This window comes from Rhizobium sp. P2_G9 (assembly GCF_056403475.1).
The window spans coordinates 1-13,862 of the sequence record NZ_JBFUFK010000089.1 but is presented as its reverse complement, the minus strand read 5'-3'; the positions used below and the strand labels follow the sequence as shown (position 1 = coordinate 13,862).

Below are 13,862 nucleotides of genomic sequence, written 5' to 3'. Positions count from 1 at the left end.
AATTGCGCCAAGATCAGTGCGGATAGCGCCCGCGCGATCGGGGTTCTCTGCGATCATATCCATGAGGCCCTCCAAAGTTGGGATTGCAAACACGACTTTGATACAAGCCGTGGCGCTATCCACCCTCATGGAATCTTGTGGGGGAGATGTCCGGCAGGACAGAGGGGGGGTGCCACGAGCGATTGCCTTCCTTGTGGAGAGGGGCCTCATGCCATCTACAATTGCCTTGCTTTCGCCAGGAAAAGCAAAGAAATCTCAAAGACTATTATAAATCGCCTCGGCATCGGCGAGCGTGAAACGAAACGGCACCGGCATATCGTTCCACCAGACCTCCGCCGTGCTGCCGCGGAAAAGCGTGATCGTCCGCTCCGTATCGGCAACCGCTCCGCCATAAAGCCGGTTGGCGATGTTGAGCACGCCGGTCTGGTGCATTGCCAAAGTGCCGCTGGTGCAGGCATCCTTGACCAGCAGCACGCGAAAACCGCCGGCCATGGCGTCGCGGACCGAGGCGGCGATGCAGGCTTCGGTCCAGACGCCGACCACGACCAGCCATTCCACGCCGAGCGCCTTCAGCCGGCCCTCGAGCGAGCCTTCGTCGAAGGCGCTGGCATGGTTCTTGTGGATCACCACTTCGTCGCCATCGGGCGCGACTTCATGACAGATCGCCACCAGCGGGCTTTCCCGGCGGCTGAAGGCCGGTCCGCCGTCATCGGCCAGCGGCTCGAACGGGCGTGGCGGCCGGATGGTGAAATCGCGCACGAAAGCCGCGTGGAACACTTTCACACCATGCGCGCGGGCGGGTTTCAGCAGCTTCGCCGTATTGGCCAGCACTTTGTCGAGATTTTCGGCGATGCAGAGCGGATCGGCGCGCTGGTCTTCCTGCAAGTCGACGATCAGCAGCGCGGTCTTTGCCAGATCGAAGCTCAGCTCGGCCTTCATCAGCCATTCCCCAGAAATTCATCCTCGAAGGGAAAGCGCGAGATCAGCGCGCCGCCGGTCTCGGTGACCAGCACTTCCTCTTCCAGCTTGACGCCCTCGCGGCCGCCCTTCTCGCCGATATAGCTCTCGACGCTGACCACCATGCCCGGCACGAGATGGCCCTCGCGGCCATAAGTCTCGAAATCGATCGCATGCGCAATGAACGGCGTCTCGCCATGCATGCCGACGCCGTGCATCACGGAGGTGTAGCGCTGGTCGACGAAGCGCTCCGGGATCTTCCAGGCGCGATCGGCGATCTCGCGGAAGGTCACGCCCGGCTTTATCAGGTCGATATTGTGCTGCACCTGGTCATAGGACATGCGGTAGAGCATTTTCTGGTAGTCCGAAGGTTTTCCTGGACCACAACGGAAGGTGCGGGAAAAATCGGAATAATAGCCGTAGCAGCCGATCGTGTCAGTATCGAGCGCCACCAGTTCGCCCGGCCGCACGCGCCTGCCGCTCGCCTCGTTGAACCACGGATTGGTGCGCTGGCCGGTGGTCAAGAGCCGCGTCTCGATGAACTCGCCGCCCTGACGGATGACTTCCTGATACATGATGGCGAAGAGCTCATTCTCGCTGACGCCCGGCTTGATCGCCTCGCGCACAGCAGAAACGGCGGCCTCGGCGCCGGCCATGGAGATTTGCAGGCACTTGATCTCCTGAGGGGTCTTGACCGCGCGCACGGCAAGGATTTCGCCCTGGCAATCCTTGACCTGCAAGCCCTGTGCCTCCAGCGCCAGTGCCTGCAGATGCGTGCAGCGGTCCATGCCGATCTTCTTTGAGCCCGGCGCGTGCTTCTTCATCAGGTCGGCGATTTCGAGGGCGAAGGGATCGGCCGTCGCCTCGTCCTTGCCGGAGACCGACGACCAGACTAGCTTTGACGGCCGTGCCTCGTCGATCGTCTCCAGCGCCGTGCTGACATGATAGCTCTGCGGATAGTCGAACAGCGTGATCGGCCCCTCGGCCGGAATGAAGATATAGCGCGTCGAATTCCTGAGGAAATAGCCGAACATGTTGCGCGTGCCGGTGGCATAGCGCTGGTTATAGGGGTCGAACAGAATGACACCGCCATAGTCGGAGGCCTTCAGCCAGGCGCGCAGCTTTGCCAGCCGCTCCTGCCTGAGTCTTGGCGCGTCGACCGCCGACGGTTCGGTGTCGGAGAGCCACATGCCGTTGGACGGATCCTCGGCCATCGGATGGCGCATCCGGTCCTTGAAATCGACATCATCCACCCGGTCCGGATCGAACACCACGATCGACATTTTGCTCACCCCGCATGCTGTTTCGTTTCGTCGACTATAGATCGGCCGTCGCCAGCAATTGTGCAGCAAACCGTAATTATTGTGCCGATCCTCGGGGATCGACAACTTTGCGCATCTGCCTAGGTGTCTTGCCATAGATGGTGCGGAAGGCGCGCACGAAGGCGGAGAAGCTGGTATAGCCGCTCGCCAGCCCGATCTCGCGCACCGACATCGCCGAGTGTTCGAGCAGGTCTCGTGCACGTTGCAGCTTCAGCCGCTTGTAATATTCCGCAGGCAGCAGCCCGACCTCCGCCTTGAACGCCCGCTCCAGCCGCTCGATGGTGACGCCCAGGCGGCGGGCGACGGCGGCGATCGGCACCGAGCCTTCCTGGTCGGCCTCGAGCTGCGCCACCGCATCGAGCACGAGATCGTCGCGGATGCCGGTACGGAGCCTGAGTTGCAGCCGCTCGCGATCGGTCGAGGCGCGGATGCGGTCATGCACGAACCATTCGGCGACGTCGCGTGCCATGGCCTCGCCATGCTGTCGGCCGATCAGGTCGAGCATCATGTCGAAGGCGCCGACGCCGCCGGCCGAGGTGAAGCGCGTCCGGTCGATGACATAGATCGTCCGTTCCAGCCTGAGGTCTGGGAAAGCCTCGGCAAATGCCGGCTGGCTCTGCCAATGCAGCGTGCAGGCATAACCGTCGAGCAGGCCGGCCCGGCCGAGATAGAAGGCGCCATCTGCAACGCTGCCGATATTGCCGCCAGCGCGCAGGTTCTTGCGAATCCAGTTGAGCGGCGCCACGGCCTGCAGCCGGTCGGCATCGCCGCCGGAACAGACGACGATGTAATCGGCGAGCGGCGCATGCTGCGCGGTAAAATCCGGCGTCACGGCAATGCCGTTCGAGGCCCGGATGACGCCCTCCTCGCTGCCGACGATCGTCCATTGATACAGCGCTTCGCCGGCCAGTTTGTTGGCGGCGCGCAACGGCTCGATCACCGCGCTGAACGCCATCATCGGAAAACCGGGAAAGATCAGGATCGCAAATCTTCGGGTCACAGCGCAGGCATGCTTCAATGGGGATGACGGAGCATGACCAAGGATTGACGCAAATTGTGCTGAAGTCGAGTATGTTCTTCGGCTCCCACCCGGGTAGCCGCATAGGGCGCTAAGCCCCTCCGGAGCAATCGTCTATGGCGCCCCCTCCTCTCCTGCCTGACATCTCCCCTCAAGGCAGAGCTGCCACATGTGGCGTATGCGATTGCCCTGCGCAAAAAAGGATGCACAAAAACAACTTTTACTGGGAACACCGGCCTGCTTCTCCCGTTCGGAGGGAGCCGACGCATCGGAGGTCGATTTATCGTGCGCAAGCGAATCCGCAGCGTCGAGCAAGTGCGTTCCCGAGAGTCCCGACGAGTAACAGCTCCGCCGAATGGCGCAGTACGGCACAGGAGCAATGAAGTGCCGCCATGCGCGTAGCCTTTCACATCCCCATGACATGCAGGCTGATGTCGAACGATCGACAAAGCGGAAAGAGACGTTATGCCAACAATCAAAATCGAAAGCGGAGCACTGAGCATTCTCAAGGATTTCGATTGCTGCCGCTTATTGATCGTGGAAAACGGCTTTTTCCTCGACGATGAGACCAATGAGATGCTGTCGGGGCTGGGAGCTCGGATCGAGCGAACTGACGGGGACGCTTCGTCTCCCCGACCGTTGAACCTGTTCGATGCCGCAATCATCGATATCAGCTTGAGCGCCCCGGACACCTTCGCCTGGGCGGAACATCTGGACGAACTCGACATCCCCTACGTGTTCGCGACCAATCTGGAAAAAAACAGGGGCGACAAGGATTTTCGCCCCTTTCGCCTCTGCGCCAATAGGGAAGAGCTGCAATCCATGGCGCAGGCTCTCTTTGGCGCCGAACATTTCGATTGAACCATCTCTTCCGATGGCAGCACCGGTTTTGCAATGCGGTCGGCGCCTGGCGGCCGCCATCTCGCAACGCCGCAATTGGCTCCGTCGCGTCGATCAGCTGATCATTGGTTCAAATCGCCGAACTGCTCGACGAGGTGCCGGCGCGCTCGATTGAGCCGGCTTTTCACCGTCCCGACGGCGCAGTGAAAGCGCGTCGCCGCGTCCTCATAGCTCTGGCCGTTGATCGCCACGGCGTCCAGCACATCTCGATAGTATGAGGGCAATTCGTCATAGGCGCGGCCGACATCCTGGATGAGGATGGTCCATTCCTGCGACGCCTCGGTGATGCGGTTGTCCGCCACACATTCGGCGATACCCGGAGCCTCCCGCCTGGCGACGGCGAAGCGCGAACAGAACGTGTTGCGCATGATGGTGAAAAGCCAGGACTTGAGCTTCGTGCCCTCTTCGAAACGCCCGATGTTGCCGAGCGCCTTCACCAATGTTTCCTGTACCAGGTCGTCTGCATCATTGATGTTGCGATGAAATCGCCGCGAAAATGCGCGCAACGCCGGAATGAGCTCGACGATTTCCGAATTCAGCCTGTCTGTGCGGGAGAGATGCTGCATCGCGACCTGCCTGGCATGGACCGAGAGAAACGGACGAGCCGGACGGACGGAAACCTCCCAGCCCTRGTAGATTAATGATCGCTTTATCAACTTGTTCCCTGCTTTCTCCCGAAAAAGAACAAGCCATTGCGACTCCAGATTCATTTTTGCTCCCGTCCCCGACGGAAGCGGACCATCCAGCTATCGCGCATGGCGGGAACAAACCACCTACCTTCCAGTTTGGAGCGCGACGGCAGCGCGATGGAGATCGAAATGGTGACGTCGGCGAGAAGTGCATTGCTTGTCTTCACACTGGCATATGCGGTTCCGTGCATGGCGCATGATGCTCCGGCCGGCTGGCAATATGACCTGCAATGCTGCCAGAACCGCGATTGCCGGCCGATCTCATCCTCCTGGGTGAAGGAGGGGCCGGACGGCTACGTCATCACCATCGACAACGAGACGGTTCCTTACCGCGATGCCCGCATCAAGAACAGTCCGGACGGCATGTATCATTGGTGCACTGTCGACGGGCGGGACGATGGCCGGACGATCTGCCTCTATGTGCCGCCCCGCGACTACTGACCGAGCGGCGTTTCGCCCACCTCTTCCGTCGTAACCTGAAACTGGATCAGCGTCGTCGGGCCGAAGCTGGTGGTCATGGCGACGTCGGTGGCGTCTCGGCCCGTTGCCATCAAGATCCGGCCGATGCGGGGCACATTGTGCCGTGCATCCACGGTATGCCAGTGACCGCCGAGATAGACTTCGAACCAGGCACTGAAATCCATCGGATCGGGCACCGGCGGAACGCCGATATCACCGAGATAGCCGGTGCAATACCGCGCCGGAATGTTCATGCAGCGGCAGAGCGTGATCGCCAGATGGGCGAAATCCCGACAGACCCCGGTCCGATCGACATATCCCCCATGAGCGGTCCTGAGCGGATCGGCCTTCTGATAGTCGAATGCTATATGGTCGTGCACGAAGTCCGAGATGGCCTGGACCCGCGTCCACCCAAGCGGCGTCGTCGAAAAGCGCTTCCAGGCGAAGTCCGCCAGCCTGTCGGTGTCGCAATAGCGGCTGCCAAGCAGGAACTGCAGCACCTCGTCGGGCAAGTCCTTGATATCGTGCTGGACGGCATCGTCAGGGACGACGTCCGGCAAGCCTGTGTCGTAGACGACGAAGTCGGTAGAGATTGTCGTCTTGCCAGGCGGCGCGACGATGCGGGTACACGAATTGCCGAAGCTATCGATATAGTTCCAGGCTTCGATCGGTCGGCTGAAACTCAGGACATGGTCCGTGAGGAGATTGACCCGGCGGCTGGGGTGAATGTCGAGCACCAAAAGCATGGGCGTCGGCTGCGGGCATTCGAAGCCCAAGGTAAATCCGGCTTGTATCTTCAACGGCAACGTCCTTCACGCGGTTCCAGCATCAACTCCTTGTGGCCACGACCGTTCCTTCAGCCCGTATCGGGGATATTAACGGTTGCCATCCCCCCGGCATAGGCGCATGCTCAGCACATCGGTAGCCGACATCACGGGCGCTGCCGTCGAGGGCGGTCAGAGTGCCCTAGCTCCAAGTCAAGGAGGACGACATGTCTTCCGATCGTTTCAAACGGTATATTTGTTGACCGATTTCGACACGCTCGACATCGTTCCGTCGGGCGTAAGCATGAACGGCACCGTCCGCCCGGCGGATTGAAATTCCAAGCAAACGAAAGCCCGACCATGACGTATAGATATAGCCCACGGCTTGCCTTCGAGGAGCCGCTTGCAGCGGACGAGACCGGGGACATCGTCTTTGCTGTCAAAAAAGCACTCGCGCAGGCAGGCGAACTGGATAGCGCACACATCCTGGTCATGGCCAAAGGCTCCGACGTCACGCTTCAGGGCTGGGTTTCGACCTATGCCGAGATCGCACGCGCAACCGGGATTGCCGCATGTGTCAGAGGCGTTCATGCCGTCCGCAACGAGGTTCGTATTCAGCTCGAACATTCCACCGGGGCCCACATACATATTACCGCTGCCTATGACCGACGCTCTTTTGCACGCCTTACGGGAATGGCCTACCAGATGGGGAATAGCTGAGATGATCACTCGCGACAACGAATTCTGCCTCAGCTCCAACGGCGATCGATGGCAATTGCTGCGCGATCAGGATGCGGGATCCCCCTATGTGCTGCATCTGGCCAATCGTGCTTCCGGAGGAACGGAAACACGCCACGAGATCAGCGATTTTCTCAAAATCGACATTGGCTCGCCGCAACATACCGCGCTGATGGAGTTGATCGGAACACTGGCGGAACCATCAGCAGAGGAGGCAGGCAAAGCACTTGCGCGCCTGATGCTCGGCACGCGCCACTAAGCAGACTTTCGTTGGCAAGCCAGTGATTCATCCGCTTGGAGTCCCTTGTTTTGTCGCCGGTCTTTGTCGGAAAACCGTAGGACACTTTCCGGAACCGGCTTAGTTTATTTCCCTTCGGCCTTGTTTCGGCCAAAGATAGTGGTTACATATGTGCATCGACTTTTGCTTGCGACGTTTGTTCGAGCCCAGCTCTCCAGATTTCCTCTCATGACTCGACGTAGCGGCAAATCCTTGTCGCGGCAACTTCAGCTATTGAAAGGAAATCACTATGAATATTGGAACAGTAAAGTGGTTTAACAGCACCAAGGGCTTCGGTTTCATCCAGCCCGACGATGGCGCGACGGATGTGTTTGTCCACGTGTCGGCCGTTGAACGCGCCGGTATCCGCAGCCTGGTCGAAGGCCAGAAGGTGCAATTTGACATCGTCAAGGATAATCGGTCGGGCAAGCCGTCCGCCGACAACCTGAGAGCCATGTGATTGTTATTCGTCCAGGCTGACCACGGATGTACTGGCAGCCGAGGATGAATCGCTGTGAAGGTCGGGCTTGCCCGGCCTTTTGTTTTTTCAGCGGGCCGCACGGCTCGCGGAGGTACAGCAGGCAGCGAGACTTGTTGCCACACGGCATTTAGTAAGCGACAGCGGACCCCATCCCGTGCTATCGGTAACAGTCGCAGAGCTTTCTCTCGGCGGTACCGAAAAGGACACGCCGTGAACTCTGTCGCAAAAATCGGCTTCGCCATTGAATGGCAATTGCCTGTCTGGGTGCGCTCCGGCAAGGATGGTCGTGCGCTGATACCAGGCCCCGCCGCGGCACTTCGCTTCCTCCAGCAAAACGCCGAACATCAATCGGGCCGGATGCACAAGCTCGCAGTCGAGAACTGCCGCGCCGCCCTTCAGCGAAAAGGCGACATCGAATTGGCACGGGCGTATTTTGTCGCCGCGTGCGACGAACAGTGGATCATGGGAAACAGGTGATGCGCGGGACCGCGCTGCATCACTGCTCGGAAGGATAGGTCATGCCCCGCGCCGAATATTACGTGTCCAAGGGCGCTTTGCGGTGGAAAATTCGATGCGGCGACGCAGAGTTCGATTACGACACGCAGCCCTCGGCGATGTCTGCCGCCATCGGAGCGGCGGCTCAGTCGGGCAGCAGAGGGTTTGAAGCCTGCGTGTTTATCGAAGGCAGCGACGGCGAATGGGAGCCTGGATGGACTTATGGCAGAGACGCGATCCCAGGTAGCGTCTGACAGGAGACGGGAGAAGGTACCCCCTCCCTCTATGAAAAGGAAAGCATATGGCTGGAACCACCGAAGTGAATATCTTTAAAACCAGAACTGTGAAAGCGGAAGAGCAGAAGGACGCCACAAGCAAGGCAGCCACGCAAATCATCAATACCGAAATGGCCAAACGCATCGCAAAAACCAAACGATTGCGCGCGGAACGACTGGAGCACGAGGCGACGCTGCCGCAACCGGAGCCCGCACCACCAAAGCATTCGAAGCGAAAACAATCATAGAGCATGTGTCCCGAAAGTGGCCCCCGGTTTCGGAATGAGCGCATGCACAAATCAGAGCGCGCGAGGGCGAATCCCCAGCGATCGCGACGCGCTTCGGCCCCGCCTGCCGATCTCTGAAAGAACAATGTCTGTGAAGGAAACACCCGAAATGGTCGCTCGCACCATCAGCAAGGCTTTGCCTCTGGTTACCTTATGTTGCACGATGGGCGCGCTGATTGCGGCAAACCTGTGGGGTTGGCCGGTCAGCGCCACGTTGATGGTCATCAATGGCGCAGGGCTTGTTCTTGCCATTTTCAACTGTCTCGATCCAAATGCCTAGCGACTGACCTGTGGCGCGGGATGCGTCCTCTCGCGCGACCAGGGGATTTGTCGCCAATCCCAACTTCATGCTGAGCGATCATCGCGTCGCGGAGCGGGTCTGGCTGGAGAGCTGATATCCGCCCGCAGCGGATATCGTTGAAACGCGCCGCCGACTCTGACCGTCGGCGAACGACAAAAGTCCGTCCACCAAGTTGGGCCGGTTGTCTTGAGCGGCAGGCGAACGCCGCATTGCCGGATTGCAGGACCGGGGCGCTCGATGCGCCGGATTTCGGACGCATTCGTGCCTCGGCTGAATCGGGGTCCTTTCTTCAAAGTCCAAAGCGCCCCGGACCGGTTCCGGCCTTCCGCTCTGCTTAAATGACGCAGTCCAACGCGCGCAATGCTCCACGCCAGAATTGCAAAATTCGGATTCCTGAATCCCGAGCCATGCAAAAAACAAATCCGTCATTGTCTTCGTTAACGACCTGTTGACAGAACAGATTATTCCAAAGATTGTGCGCGTGCGGCATGTCCCTGAGGGCTCGGAGAACAGTCCCAGGCGCTTTCGCAAAGGCTTTTTTTGAGAACCGGCGGATGCATTTCAGTCCGAAGGTTCGGCGCGCCGCAACGGGTAGCGCGCGCGGTACCATCATAACAACTGGGAGACAATCATGAGCATTTTGAATGCAACAGTAGGTCGCCGTACTCTGCTCAAGAGCACGGCAGCGGGGATTGGATTTCTGGCCGCACCGGCGCTGATTTCGCGCCAGGCCCTGGCCTCCTCGGGCGAATTGAATTTCATGGGCTGGGCCGGCTATCCGGCACTGGCGAAAGACGTATTCCCGGAATTTCTCAAGGACACCGGCATCAAGGTCAACTTCACCGAACAGCCGAGCCAGGACGACATGTTCGCCCAGGCCAAGCTGTCGATGCAGACGGCCGCCATCGACGTGACCGAACCAACGGTCGACCGCATCGGCGGCTGGGCAGCCAACGGCCTGGTGCAGGGCTGGGACCTGAAGAAACTGTCGCTCGACAACTACCTGCCCGGCCTCGCCGATGGCAAGATGGGCGACATGGCCACGGTCGACGGCAAGCGCATGATCGTGCTCTCCGTCTGGGGCACCGAGGCGATCATCTATTCGAAGGCCGATGCCGCGACATCCTATGGCAAGGCCAGCCTCGGCGACCTCTTCGCCGACGGCATGGATGGCAAGGTCTGCGTGCGTGCGCATTCCGCCCTTGCCGCCTGCGGCCGCTGGCTCGATTCCCTCGGCAAGCTGCCGAAGCCGTGGCTCGACGGCTACAAGGACGAGGCGACGATGCGCCAGCTCTGGGACATCGCGCTCGCCGAAGCCGTCAAGAAGAAGGCCAATATCGTGCAGTTCTGGACGGGTGAAAACGACGCCCAGGCCGCTTACCGCACCAATGGCGCGGTCCTCGGTCTAAACTGGGACTCGACCGGCTACAACCTCGGCAAGGATGGCTTCGGCTATATCGCGCCGAAGGAAGGCGCCTTCGCCTGGAACCAGGGCTTCGCGCTGCTCAAGAACGCGAAGAATATCGACCAGGCGCACGAATTCGCCAAGTGGGTCGCCACTCCCAAGGGCTCGTCGATGTGGGCGAATGCCTTCTCGGCCAACCCAGTTGCAAAGGGCGCCATCGACCTCGCCAGCGCCGAAGTCAAGGCGTTCTACAACTCGGCTCTGCCGGGCGATGCCGTCAAGAACCTTTGGTGGTGGCCGGCCCAGGAAGCCTGGTTCATCAAGCTGCGCGGCGAATATGCCGACAAGTTCAAGGCGGCCTGATCGCATGGCAAACGCCCTGCCGGCGGTGATGCAGCATTAAGCCGCTCGCCGCACGGCAAGTGCGAACGGTAATCTCCATGCGGGCAGACAATGCCCGCATGGATGGACCGGCATACGGCTGAGAACGATGCCAAAGAGCATCCGGCCGAAAGGGGAAGCACCGGGATGGTGCCTTGGCGGATTTTCAGCCCGGCCGAATGCCACTCGCCTCAAAACGGGCGAGGCATCGTGTGCGACTGATTTCAACAGATGGACGATAGCTTATGAGTGCAGGGGTAGAGCTCGACAAGGTTTGTGCGGACTTCGGCACATTCAGGGCGGTGGACAATGTCTCGGTGGACATCCAGCCCGGCGAATTCTTCTCGTTCCTCGGCCCGTCGGGCTGCGGCAAGACGACGATATTGCGGATGATTTCCGGCTTTACCCATCCCAGCGGCGGCGCCATCCGCATCGGCGGCAAGGATATGAAGGACACGCGGCCGAATCGGCGGCCGACGGCACTGATCTTCCAGAACCTGGCGCTGTTTCCGCTGATGAGCGTCTGGGAAAACATCGCCTTCGGCCTCGAAGTGCGCGGCGTCGGCAAAGCCGAACGGCGCAAGAAGGCGGAGGATCTGCTCAGGCTCGTCGACCTGCCGAACGCCGCCGACAAGTCGATCAGCCAGCTTTCCGGCGGCCAGAAGCAACGCGTGGCGATTGCCCGGGCGCTCGCCGTCGAGCCCGACGTGATGCTGCTCGATGAGCCGCTCTCGGCGCTCGACCTGAAACTGCGCCAGCACATGCGCGCCGAACTGCGCGCCATTCAGAAGCGCACCAACGTCACCTTCATCTACATTACCCATGACCAGGGCGAGGCGCTGGCGATGTCGGACCGGGTCGGCGTGATGTCGCAAGGCAAGCTGCAGCAGGTGGCGGTGCCGCAGGAAATCTACAACAAGCCGGCCAACGGCTTCGTCGCCTCCTTCGTCGGCGAGAACAATATCCTCAGCGGCAAATTGACCGACATTTCCGGCAATGCGGCGAAATACCAGACCGATCTCGGCACCTTCGACGTCATGCTCGGCCCGAAAGTGGGCGTGACGACGCCGGCGCGCTTCTATCTCCGGCCCGAACATTCGCGGCTGGCGAAGGAGCCGGCGGCTGGCGCCAATTCGGTGCCGGTCGAGGTCACCGATATCGCCTTCGAAGGCAATTTCATATCCATCCAGTCGCGCAGCGGCAACGGCCAGACGCTGGTCGTGGAAGCGCGCAACGACAGCCAGACGGCCATTCCCGCGCGCGGCGACAAGCTGCATTTCATCTTCGACGCCGACAATGCCATGATCCTGGCCGACGACACGCTTGCCGCGGAAGCGAGCCCGGCATGAAAGACCTGCTCGTCCGCTATGGCGCCTTCCTGACCGCCGTCTTCTGCCTGCTGACCGGCTTCTGGCTGCTGGTCCTCGTCGTGCTGCCCAATGTCTACCTGTTCGAGGCCTCGTTCCGCCCCTATCTGCCGGTCACCGATGTCGGCGGGCCGAAGGATTTCTATAGCTTCGACAACTACCTGACCTTCTTCCAGAGTCCGATCCACATCCATGTATTCATCTGGACGATCGTCTATTCCAGTGTCGTCACCGTGATCTGCTTCCTGCTTGCCTATCCGCTGGCCTTCTACCTGTCGAAGGTGGCAACGCGGCGGATGCTGCCGATTCTGTTCCTGCTGCTGCTCATGCCGCTCTGGGTCAGCGAGATCCTCAGGTCCTTCGCCTGGTTCATCATCCTGTCGTTCAAGGGTCCGCTCAACATCATGCTGGTCCATCTCGGCATTATTGCCAAGCCGATCCGCTGGATGACCGGGTTCCAGAGCGTGATCATCGGCCTGGTCTATACCTATGTGCTGTTCATGCTGTTTCCTGTCTACAATGCCATTCAATCGCTGGACACCAACCAGATCGAAGCGGCCGAGGACCTGGGATCGCCATGGTGGCGCACCCATTGGCGGGTGATCCTGCCGCATGCCAAGCCCGGCATCGCCTCAGGCGCGGTGATGGTGTTCATGCTGTCGGCCGGTTCGATCCTTGTGCCGACGCTGCTCGCATCGACCACGTCACGCTGGTTCACCGAGATCATTCAGCAATGGATGTTCGAGTCGCAGGACTGGAATACCGGCTCGGCCTATGCCTTCCTGCTGCTGATCGTCTGCACGGTGTTCGTCTCCGTGGTCATGCGCATCTTCCGCGTCAAGCTGTCCGACATCGCCAAGTGAGGAGGCCATGAAAACACACCGGAAATCCGACTGGCTCTTCCGCCTCTACGCGGTGGTCTTCATCATTTACCTGCTCGTACCGCTCGTGGTCATGGGCGGCGCGGCGTTCAACGATTCCCGTTTCCCTTCCGTCTTTCCCTGGGTCGGCTTCACCGATGAGTGGTTTGTCGAACTGTGGAACGACACCAGGATGTGGAACGCCTTCGCCAACACCATCCTGGTGGCGCTGGCAGTCGTGGCAATCTCCGTGCCGATCGGCACGGCGGCCGCGGTGCTGGTCAACAACCTGACCGGAACGGCGCGCTCTATCCTATACGGCTTCATGGTGGCGCCGATCCTGACGCCGGGCGCCGTCATCGGCATTTCGACGCTGCTGTTCTGGAACAGATTCAACGTGCCTGCCGGCCTGCACCTGTCGACGCTCGGCCAGGTCTCCTATATCGCCGCCTTCGTCATGCTCCTGGTGCTGGCCCGGCTGCAGAGCTTCGACCGGGCGCTGGAGGAAGCAGCCCTCGATCTCGGCGCCAGCCACACGACGGTGCTGCGCCGCATCCTCTTGCCGCATCTCTACCCGGCGATCGGCGGCGGCGCTGCCATCGCCTTCTTCCAGTCGATCGAGAATTTCAACACGACGCTGTTCACCCGCGGCCCCTACGACACGCTGACGGTCTATGTGTTCTCCAAAGTCCGCAGCGGCATCACGCCGACGATCAACGCGCTGGCGCTGATCCTGATCACCGTGACGCTGATCATCGCCATCGCCTACGAGATCTATCGCCGCAGCGCCGAGCGCAAAGCATGGCGAGCTGAGGCGGCAGCCGCGGCGGCTGAGGGGSATTAAAGCGAGCACCGACCAGCGATGCTGACGGGTGAACGGGCTGAC

General features: G+C 60.4%; 19 protein-coding genes. 13 read left to right on the top strand and 6 right to left on the bottom strand.

Features of this window, described 5'->3' with window-relative positions; translation table 11 throughout:
- Nucleotides 1–255: 255 nt before the first annotated feature.
- From AC1DYF_RS39090 to AC1DYF_RS39080, 3 genes are all read right to left on the bottom strand, one after another.
- Nucleotides 256–939 carry an isochorismatase family protein gene (locus AC1DYF_RS39090; RefSeq protein ID WP_477884160.1) on the bottom strand — a complete coding sequence of 228 codons (684 nt, stop codon included), beginning with the start codon at nucleotides 937–939 and terminating at the stop codon, nucleotides 256–258.
- Nucleotides 939–2,240 carry a M24 family metallopeptidase gene (locus tag AC1DYF_RS39085; RefSeq protein WP_477884158.1) on the bottom strand — a complete coding sequence of 434 codons (1,302 nt, stop codon included), beginning with the start codon at nucleotides 2,238–2,240 and terminating at the stop codon, nucleotides 939–941. Before AC1DYF_RS39085 ends, AC1DYF_RS39090 begins: the two co-directional genes overlap by 1 nt.
- A gap of 76 nt (nucleotides 2,241–2,316) precedes the next feature.
- Entirely contained in the window at nucleotides 2,317–3,279 is a 963-nt protein-coding gene (locus AC1DYF_RS39080) for a GlxA family transcriptional regulator (RefSeq protein ID WP_477884156.1), read from the bottom strand.
- Nucleotides 3,280–3,762: 483 nt separating this feature from the next.
- On the opposite strand from AC1DYF_RS39080, the gene AC1DYF_RS39075 reads away from it, so the two are divergent.
- Nucleotides 3,763–4,158 carry a response regulator gene (locus AC1DYF_RS39075; RefSeq protein WP_477884154.1) on the top strand — a complete coding sequence of 132 codons (396 nt, stop codon included), beginning with the start codon at nucleotides 3,763–3,765 and terminating at the stop codon, nucleotides 4,156–4,158.
- Nucleotides 4,159–4,259: 101 nt separating this feature from the next.
- On the opposite strand, the gene AC1DYF_RS39070 is transcribed toward AC1DYF_RS39075, so the two are convergent.
- Entirely contained in the window at nucleotides 4,260–4,763 is a 504-nt protein-coding gene (locus AC1DYF_RS39070) for a sigma-70 family RNA polymerase sigma factor (protein ID WP_477884153.1), read from the bottom strand.
- Nucleotides 4,764–4,903: 140 nt separating this feature from the next.
- Complete coding sequence (locus AC1DYF_RS39065; RefSeq protein WP_477884151.1) at nucleotides 4,904–5,077, bottom strand: hypothetical protein; 174 nt, start codon at nucleotides 5,075–5,077, stop codon at nucleotides 4,904–4,906.
- On the opposite strand from AC1DYF_RS39065, the gene AC1DYF_RS39060 reads away from it, so the two are divergent.
- Nucleotides 5,076–5,327, top strand: a complete 252-nt coding sequence (locus tag AC1DYF_RS39060) for a hypothetical protein (RefSeq protein WP_477884150.1) — start codon at nucleotides 5,076–5,078, stop codon at nucleotides 5,325–5,327. The genes AC1DYF_RS39065 and AC1DYF_RS39060 overlap by 2 nt on opposite strands.
- Here AC1DYF_RS39060 and AC1DYF_RS39055 read toward each other — a convergent pair.
- Nucleotides 5,321–6,145, bottom strand: a complete 825-nt coding sequence (locus AC1DYF_RS39055; RefSeq protein ID WP_477884149.1) for a transglutaminase-like domain-containing protein — start codon at nucleotides 6,143–6,145, stop codon at nucleotides 5,321–5,323. The two genes, AC1DYF_RS39060 and AC1DYF_RS39055, sit on opposite strands and share 7 nt — an antisense overlap.
- A 294-nt stretch (nucleotides 6,146–6,439) precedes the next feature.
- Between AC1DYF_RS39055 and AC1DYF_RS39050 the strand changes: the two genes are divergently transcribed.
- The 11 genes from AC1DYF_RS39050 to AC1DYF_RS39000 all read left to right on the top strand — a co-directional run bounded on the left by AC1DYF_RS39050 (nucleotide 6,440) and on the right by AC1DYF_RS39000 (nucleotide 13,820).
- A complete protein-coding gene (locus AC1DYF_RS39050) occupies nucleotides 6,440–6,829 on the top strand; it encodes a BON domain-containing protein (RefSeq protein ID WP_477884147.1) in 390 nt (129 codons plus the stop codon).
- A gap of 1 nt (nucleotide 6,830) precedes the next feature.
- Nucleotides 6,831–7,106 carry a hypothetical protein gene (locus AC1DYF_RS39045; RefSeq protein ID WP_477884145.1) on the top strand — a complete coding sequence of 92 codons (276 nt, stop codon included), beginning with the start codon at nucleotides 6,831–6,833 and terminating at the stop codon, nucleotides 7,104–7,106.
- A 268-nt stretch (nucleotides 7,107–7,374) separates the two neighbouring features.
- The gene (locus AC1DYF_RS39040) at nucleotides 7,375–7,584 is read left to right on the top strand and encodes a cold-shock protein (RefSeq protein ID WP_477884143.1); all 210 of its coding nucleotides are present in this window, start codon (nucleotides 7,375–7,377) and stop codon (nucleotides 7,582–7,584) included.
- 231 nt (nucleotides 7,585–7,815) lie between these two features.
- Complete coding sequence (locus tag AC1DYF_RS39035) at nucleotides 7,816–8,082, top strand: DUF982 domain-containing protein (RefSeq protein WP_477884141.1); 267 nt, start codon at nucleotides 7,816–7,818, stop codon at nucleotides 8,080–8,082.
- A 41-nt stretch (nucleotides 8,083–8,123) separates the two neighbouring features.
- Nucleotides 8,124–8,354: a hypothetical protein gene (locus tag AC1DYF_RS39030; RefSeq protein WP_477884139.1), complete on the top strand. Its 231-nt coding sequence runs from the start codon at nucleotides 8,124–8,126 to the stop codon at nucleotides 8,352–8,354.
- Nucleotides 8,355–8,401: 47 nt separating this feature from the next.
- Nucleotides 8,402–8,623 (top strand): hypothetical protein, encoded by a 222-nt coding sequence (locus tag AC1DYF_RS39025; RefSeq protein ID WP_477884137.1) that lies wholly within the window; start codon nucleotides 8,402–8,404, stop codon nucleotides 8,621–8,623.
- Between the two features lie 124 nt (nucleotides 8,624–8,747).
- Nucleotides 8,748–8,942 (top strand): hypothetical protein, encoded by a 195-nt coding sequence (locus AC1DYF_RS39020; protein ID WP_477884135.1) that lies wholly within the window; start codon nucleotides 8,748–8,750, stop codon nucleotides 8,940–8,942.
- Nucleotides 8,943–9,594: 652 nt separating this feature from the next.
- Nucleotides 9,595–10,731 (top strand): extracellular solute-binding protein, encoded by a 1,137-nt coding sequence (locus AC1DYF_RS39015; RefSeq protein WP_477884133.1) that lies wholly within the window; start codon nucleotides 9,595–9,597, stop codon nucleotides 10,729–10,731.
- A gap of 263 nt (nucleotides 10,732–10,994) precedes the next feature.
- Nucleotides 10,995–12,098, top strand: a complete 1,104-nt coding sequence (locus AC1DYF_RS39010; RefSeq protein WP_477884131.1) for an ABC transporter ATP-binding protein — start codon at nucleotides 10,995–10,997, stop codon at nucleotides 12,096–12,098.
- The gene (locus AC1DYF_RS39005) at nucleotides 12,095–12,979 is read left to right on the top strand and encodes an ABC transporter permease (RefSeq protein WP_477884129.1); all 885 of its coding nucleotides are present in this window, start codon (nucleotides 12,095–12,097) and stop codon (nucleotides 12,977–12,979) included. The genes AC1DYF_RS39010 and AC1DYF_RS39005 overlap by 4 nt, the downstream gene beginning before the upstream one ends.
- Nucleotides 12,980–12,986: 7 nt before the next feature.
- Nucleotides 12,987–13,820 (top strand): ABC transporter permease, encoded by an 834-nt coding sequence (locus AC1DYF_RS39000; RefSeq protein ID WP_477884127.1) that lies wholly within the window; start codon nucleotides 12,987–12,989, stop codon nucleotides 13,818–13,820.
- The last annotated feature ends 42 nt before the right edge of the window (nucleotides 13,821–13,862 follow it).

Bases quoted from the DNA above. Each gene is read 5' to 3' on its own strand.
- AC1DYF_RS39030 (WP_477884139.1), top strand. From the start codon at position 8,124: ATGCCCCGCGCCGAATATTACGTGTCCAAGGGCGCTTTGCGGTGGAAA.
- AC1DYF_RS39040 (WP_477884143.1), top strand. From the start codon at position 7,375: ATGAATATTGGAACAGTAAAGTGGTTTAACAGCACCAAGGGCTTCGGT.
- AC1DYF_RS39015 (WP_477884133.1), top strand. From the start codon at position 9,595: ATGAGCATTTTGAATGCAACAGTAGGTCGCCGTACTCTGCTCAAGAGC.
- AC1DYF_RS39060 (WP_477884150.1), top strand. From the start codon at position 5,076: ATGGCGCATGATGCTCCGGCCGGCTGGCAATATGACCTGCAATGCTGC.
- AC1DYF_RS39085 (WP_477884158.1), bottom strand. From the start codon at position 2,240: ATGTCGATCGTGGTGTTCGATCCGGACCGGGTGGATGATGTCGATTTC.
- AC1DYF_RS39090 (WP_477884160.1), bottom strand. From the start codon at position 939: ATGAAGGCCGAGCTGAGCTTCGATCTGGCAAAGACCGCGCTGCTGATC.
- AC1DYF_RS39065 (WP_477884151.1), bottom strand. From the start codon at position 5,077: ATGCACGGAACCGCATATGCCAGTGTGAAGACAAGCAATGCACTTCTC.
- AC1DYF_RS39070 (WP_477884153.1), bottom strand. From the start codon at position 4,763: ATGCAGCATCTCTCCCGCACAGACAGGCTGAATTCGGAAATCGTCGAG.
- AC1DYF_RS39005 (WP_477884129.1), top strand. From the start codon at position 12,095: ATGAAAGACCTGCTCGTCCGCTATGGCGCCTTCCTGACCGCCGTCTTC.
- AC1DYF_RS39010 (WP_477884131.1), top strand. From the start codon at position 10,995: ATGAGTGCAGGGGTAGAGCTCGACAAGGTTTGTGCGGACTTCGGCACA.
- AC1DYF_RS39020 (WP_477884135.1), top strand. From the start codon at position 8,748: ATGTCTGTGAAGGAAACACCCGAAATGGTCGCTCGCACCATCAGCAAG.
- AC1DYF_RS39045 (WP_477884145.1), top strand. From the start codon at position 6,831: ATGATCACTCGCGACAACGAATTCTGCCTCAGCTCCAACGGCGATCGA.
- AC1DYF_RS39075 (WP_477884154.1), top strand. From the start codon at position 3,763: ATGCCAACAATCAAAATCGAAAGCGGAGCACTGAGCATTCTCAAGGAT.
- AC1DYF_RS39025 (WP_477884137.1), top strand. From the start codon at position 8,402: ATGGCTGGAACCACCGAAGTGAATATCTTTAAAACCAGAACTGTGAAA.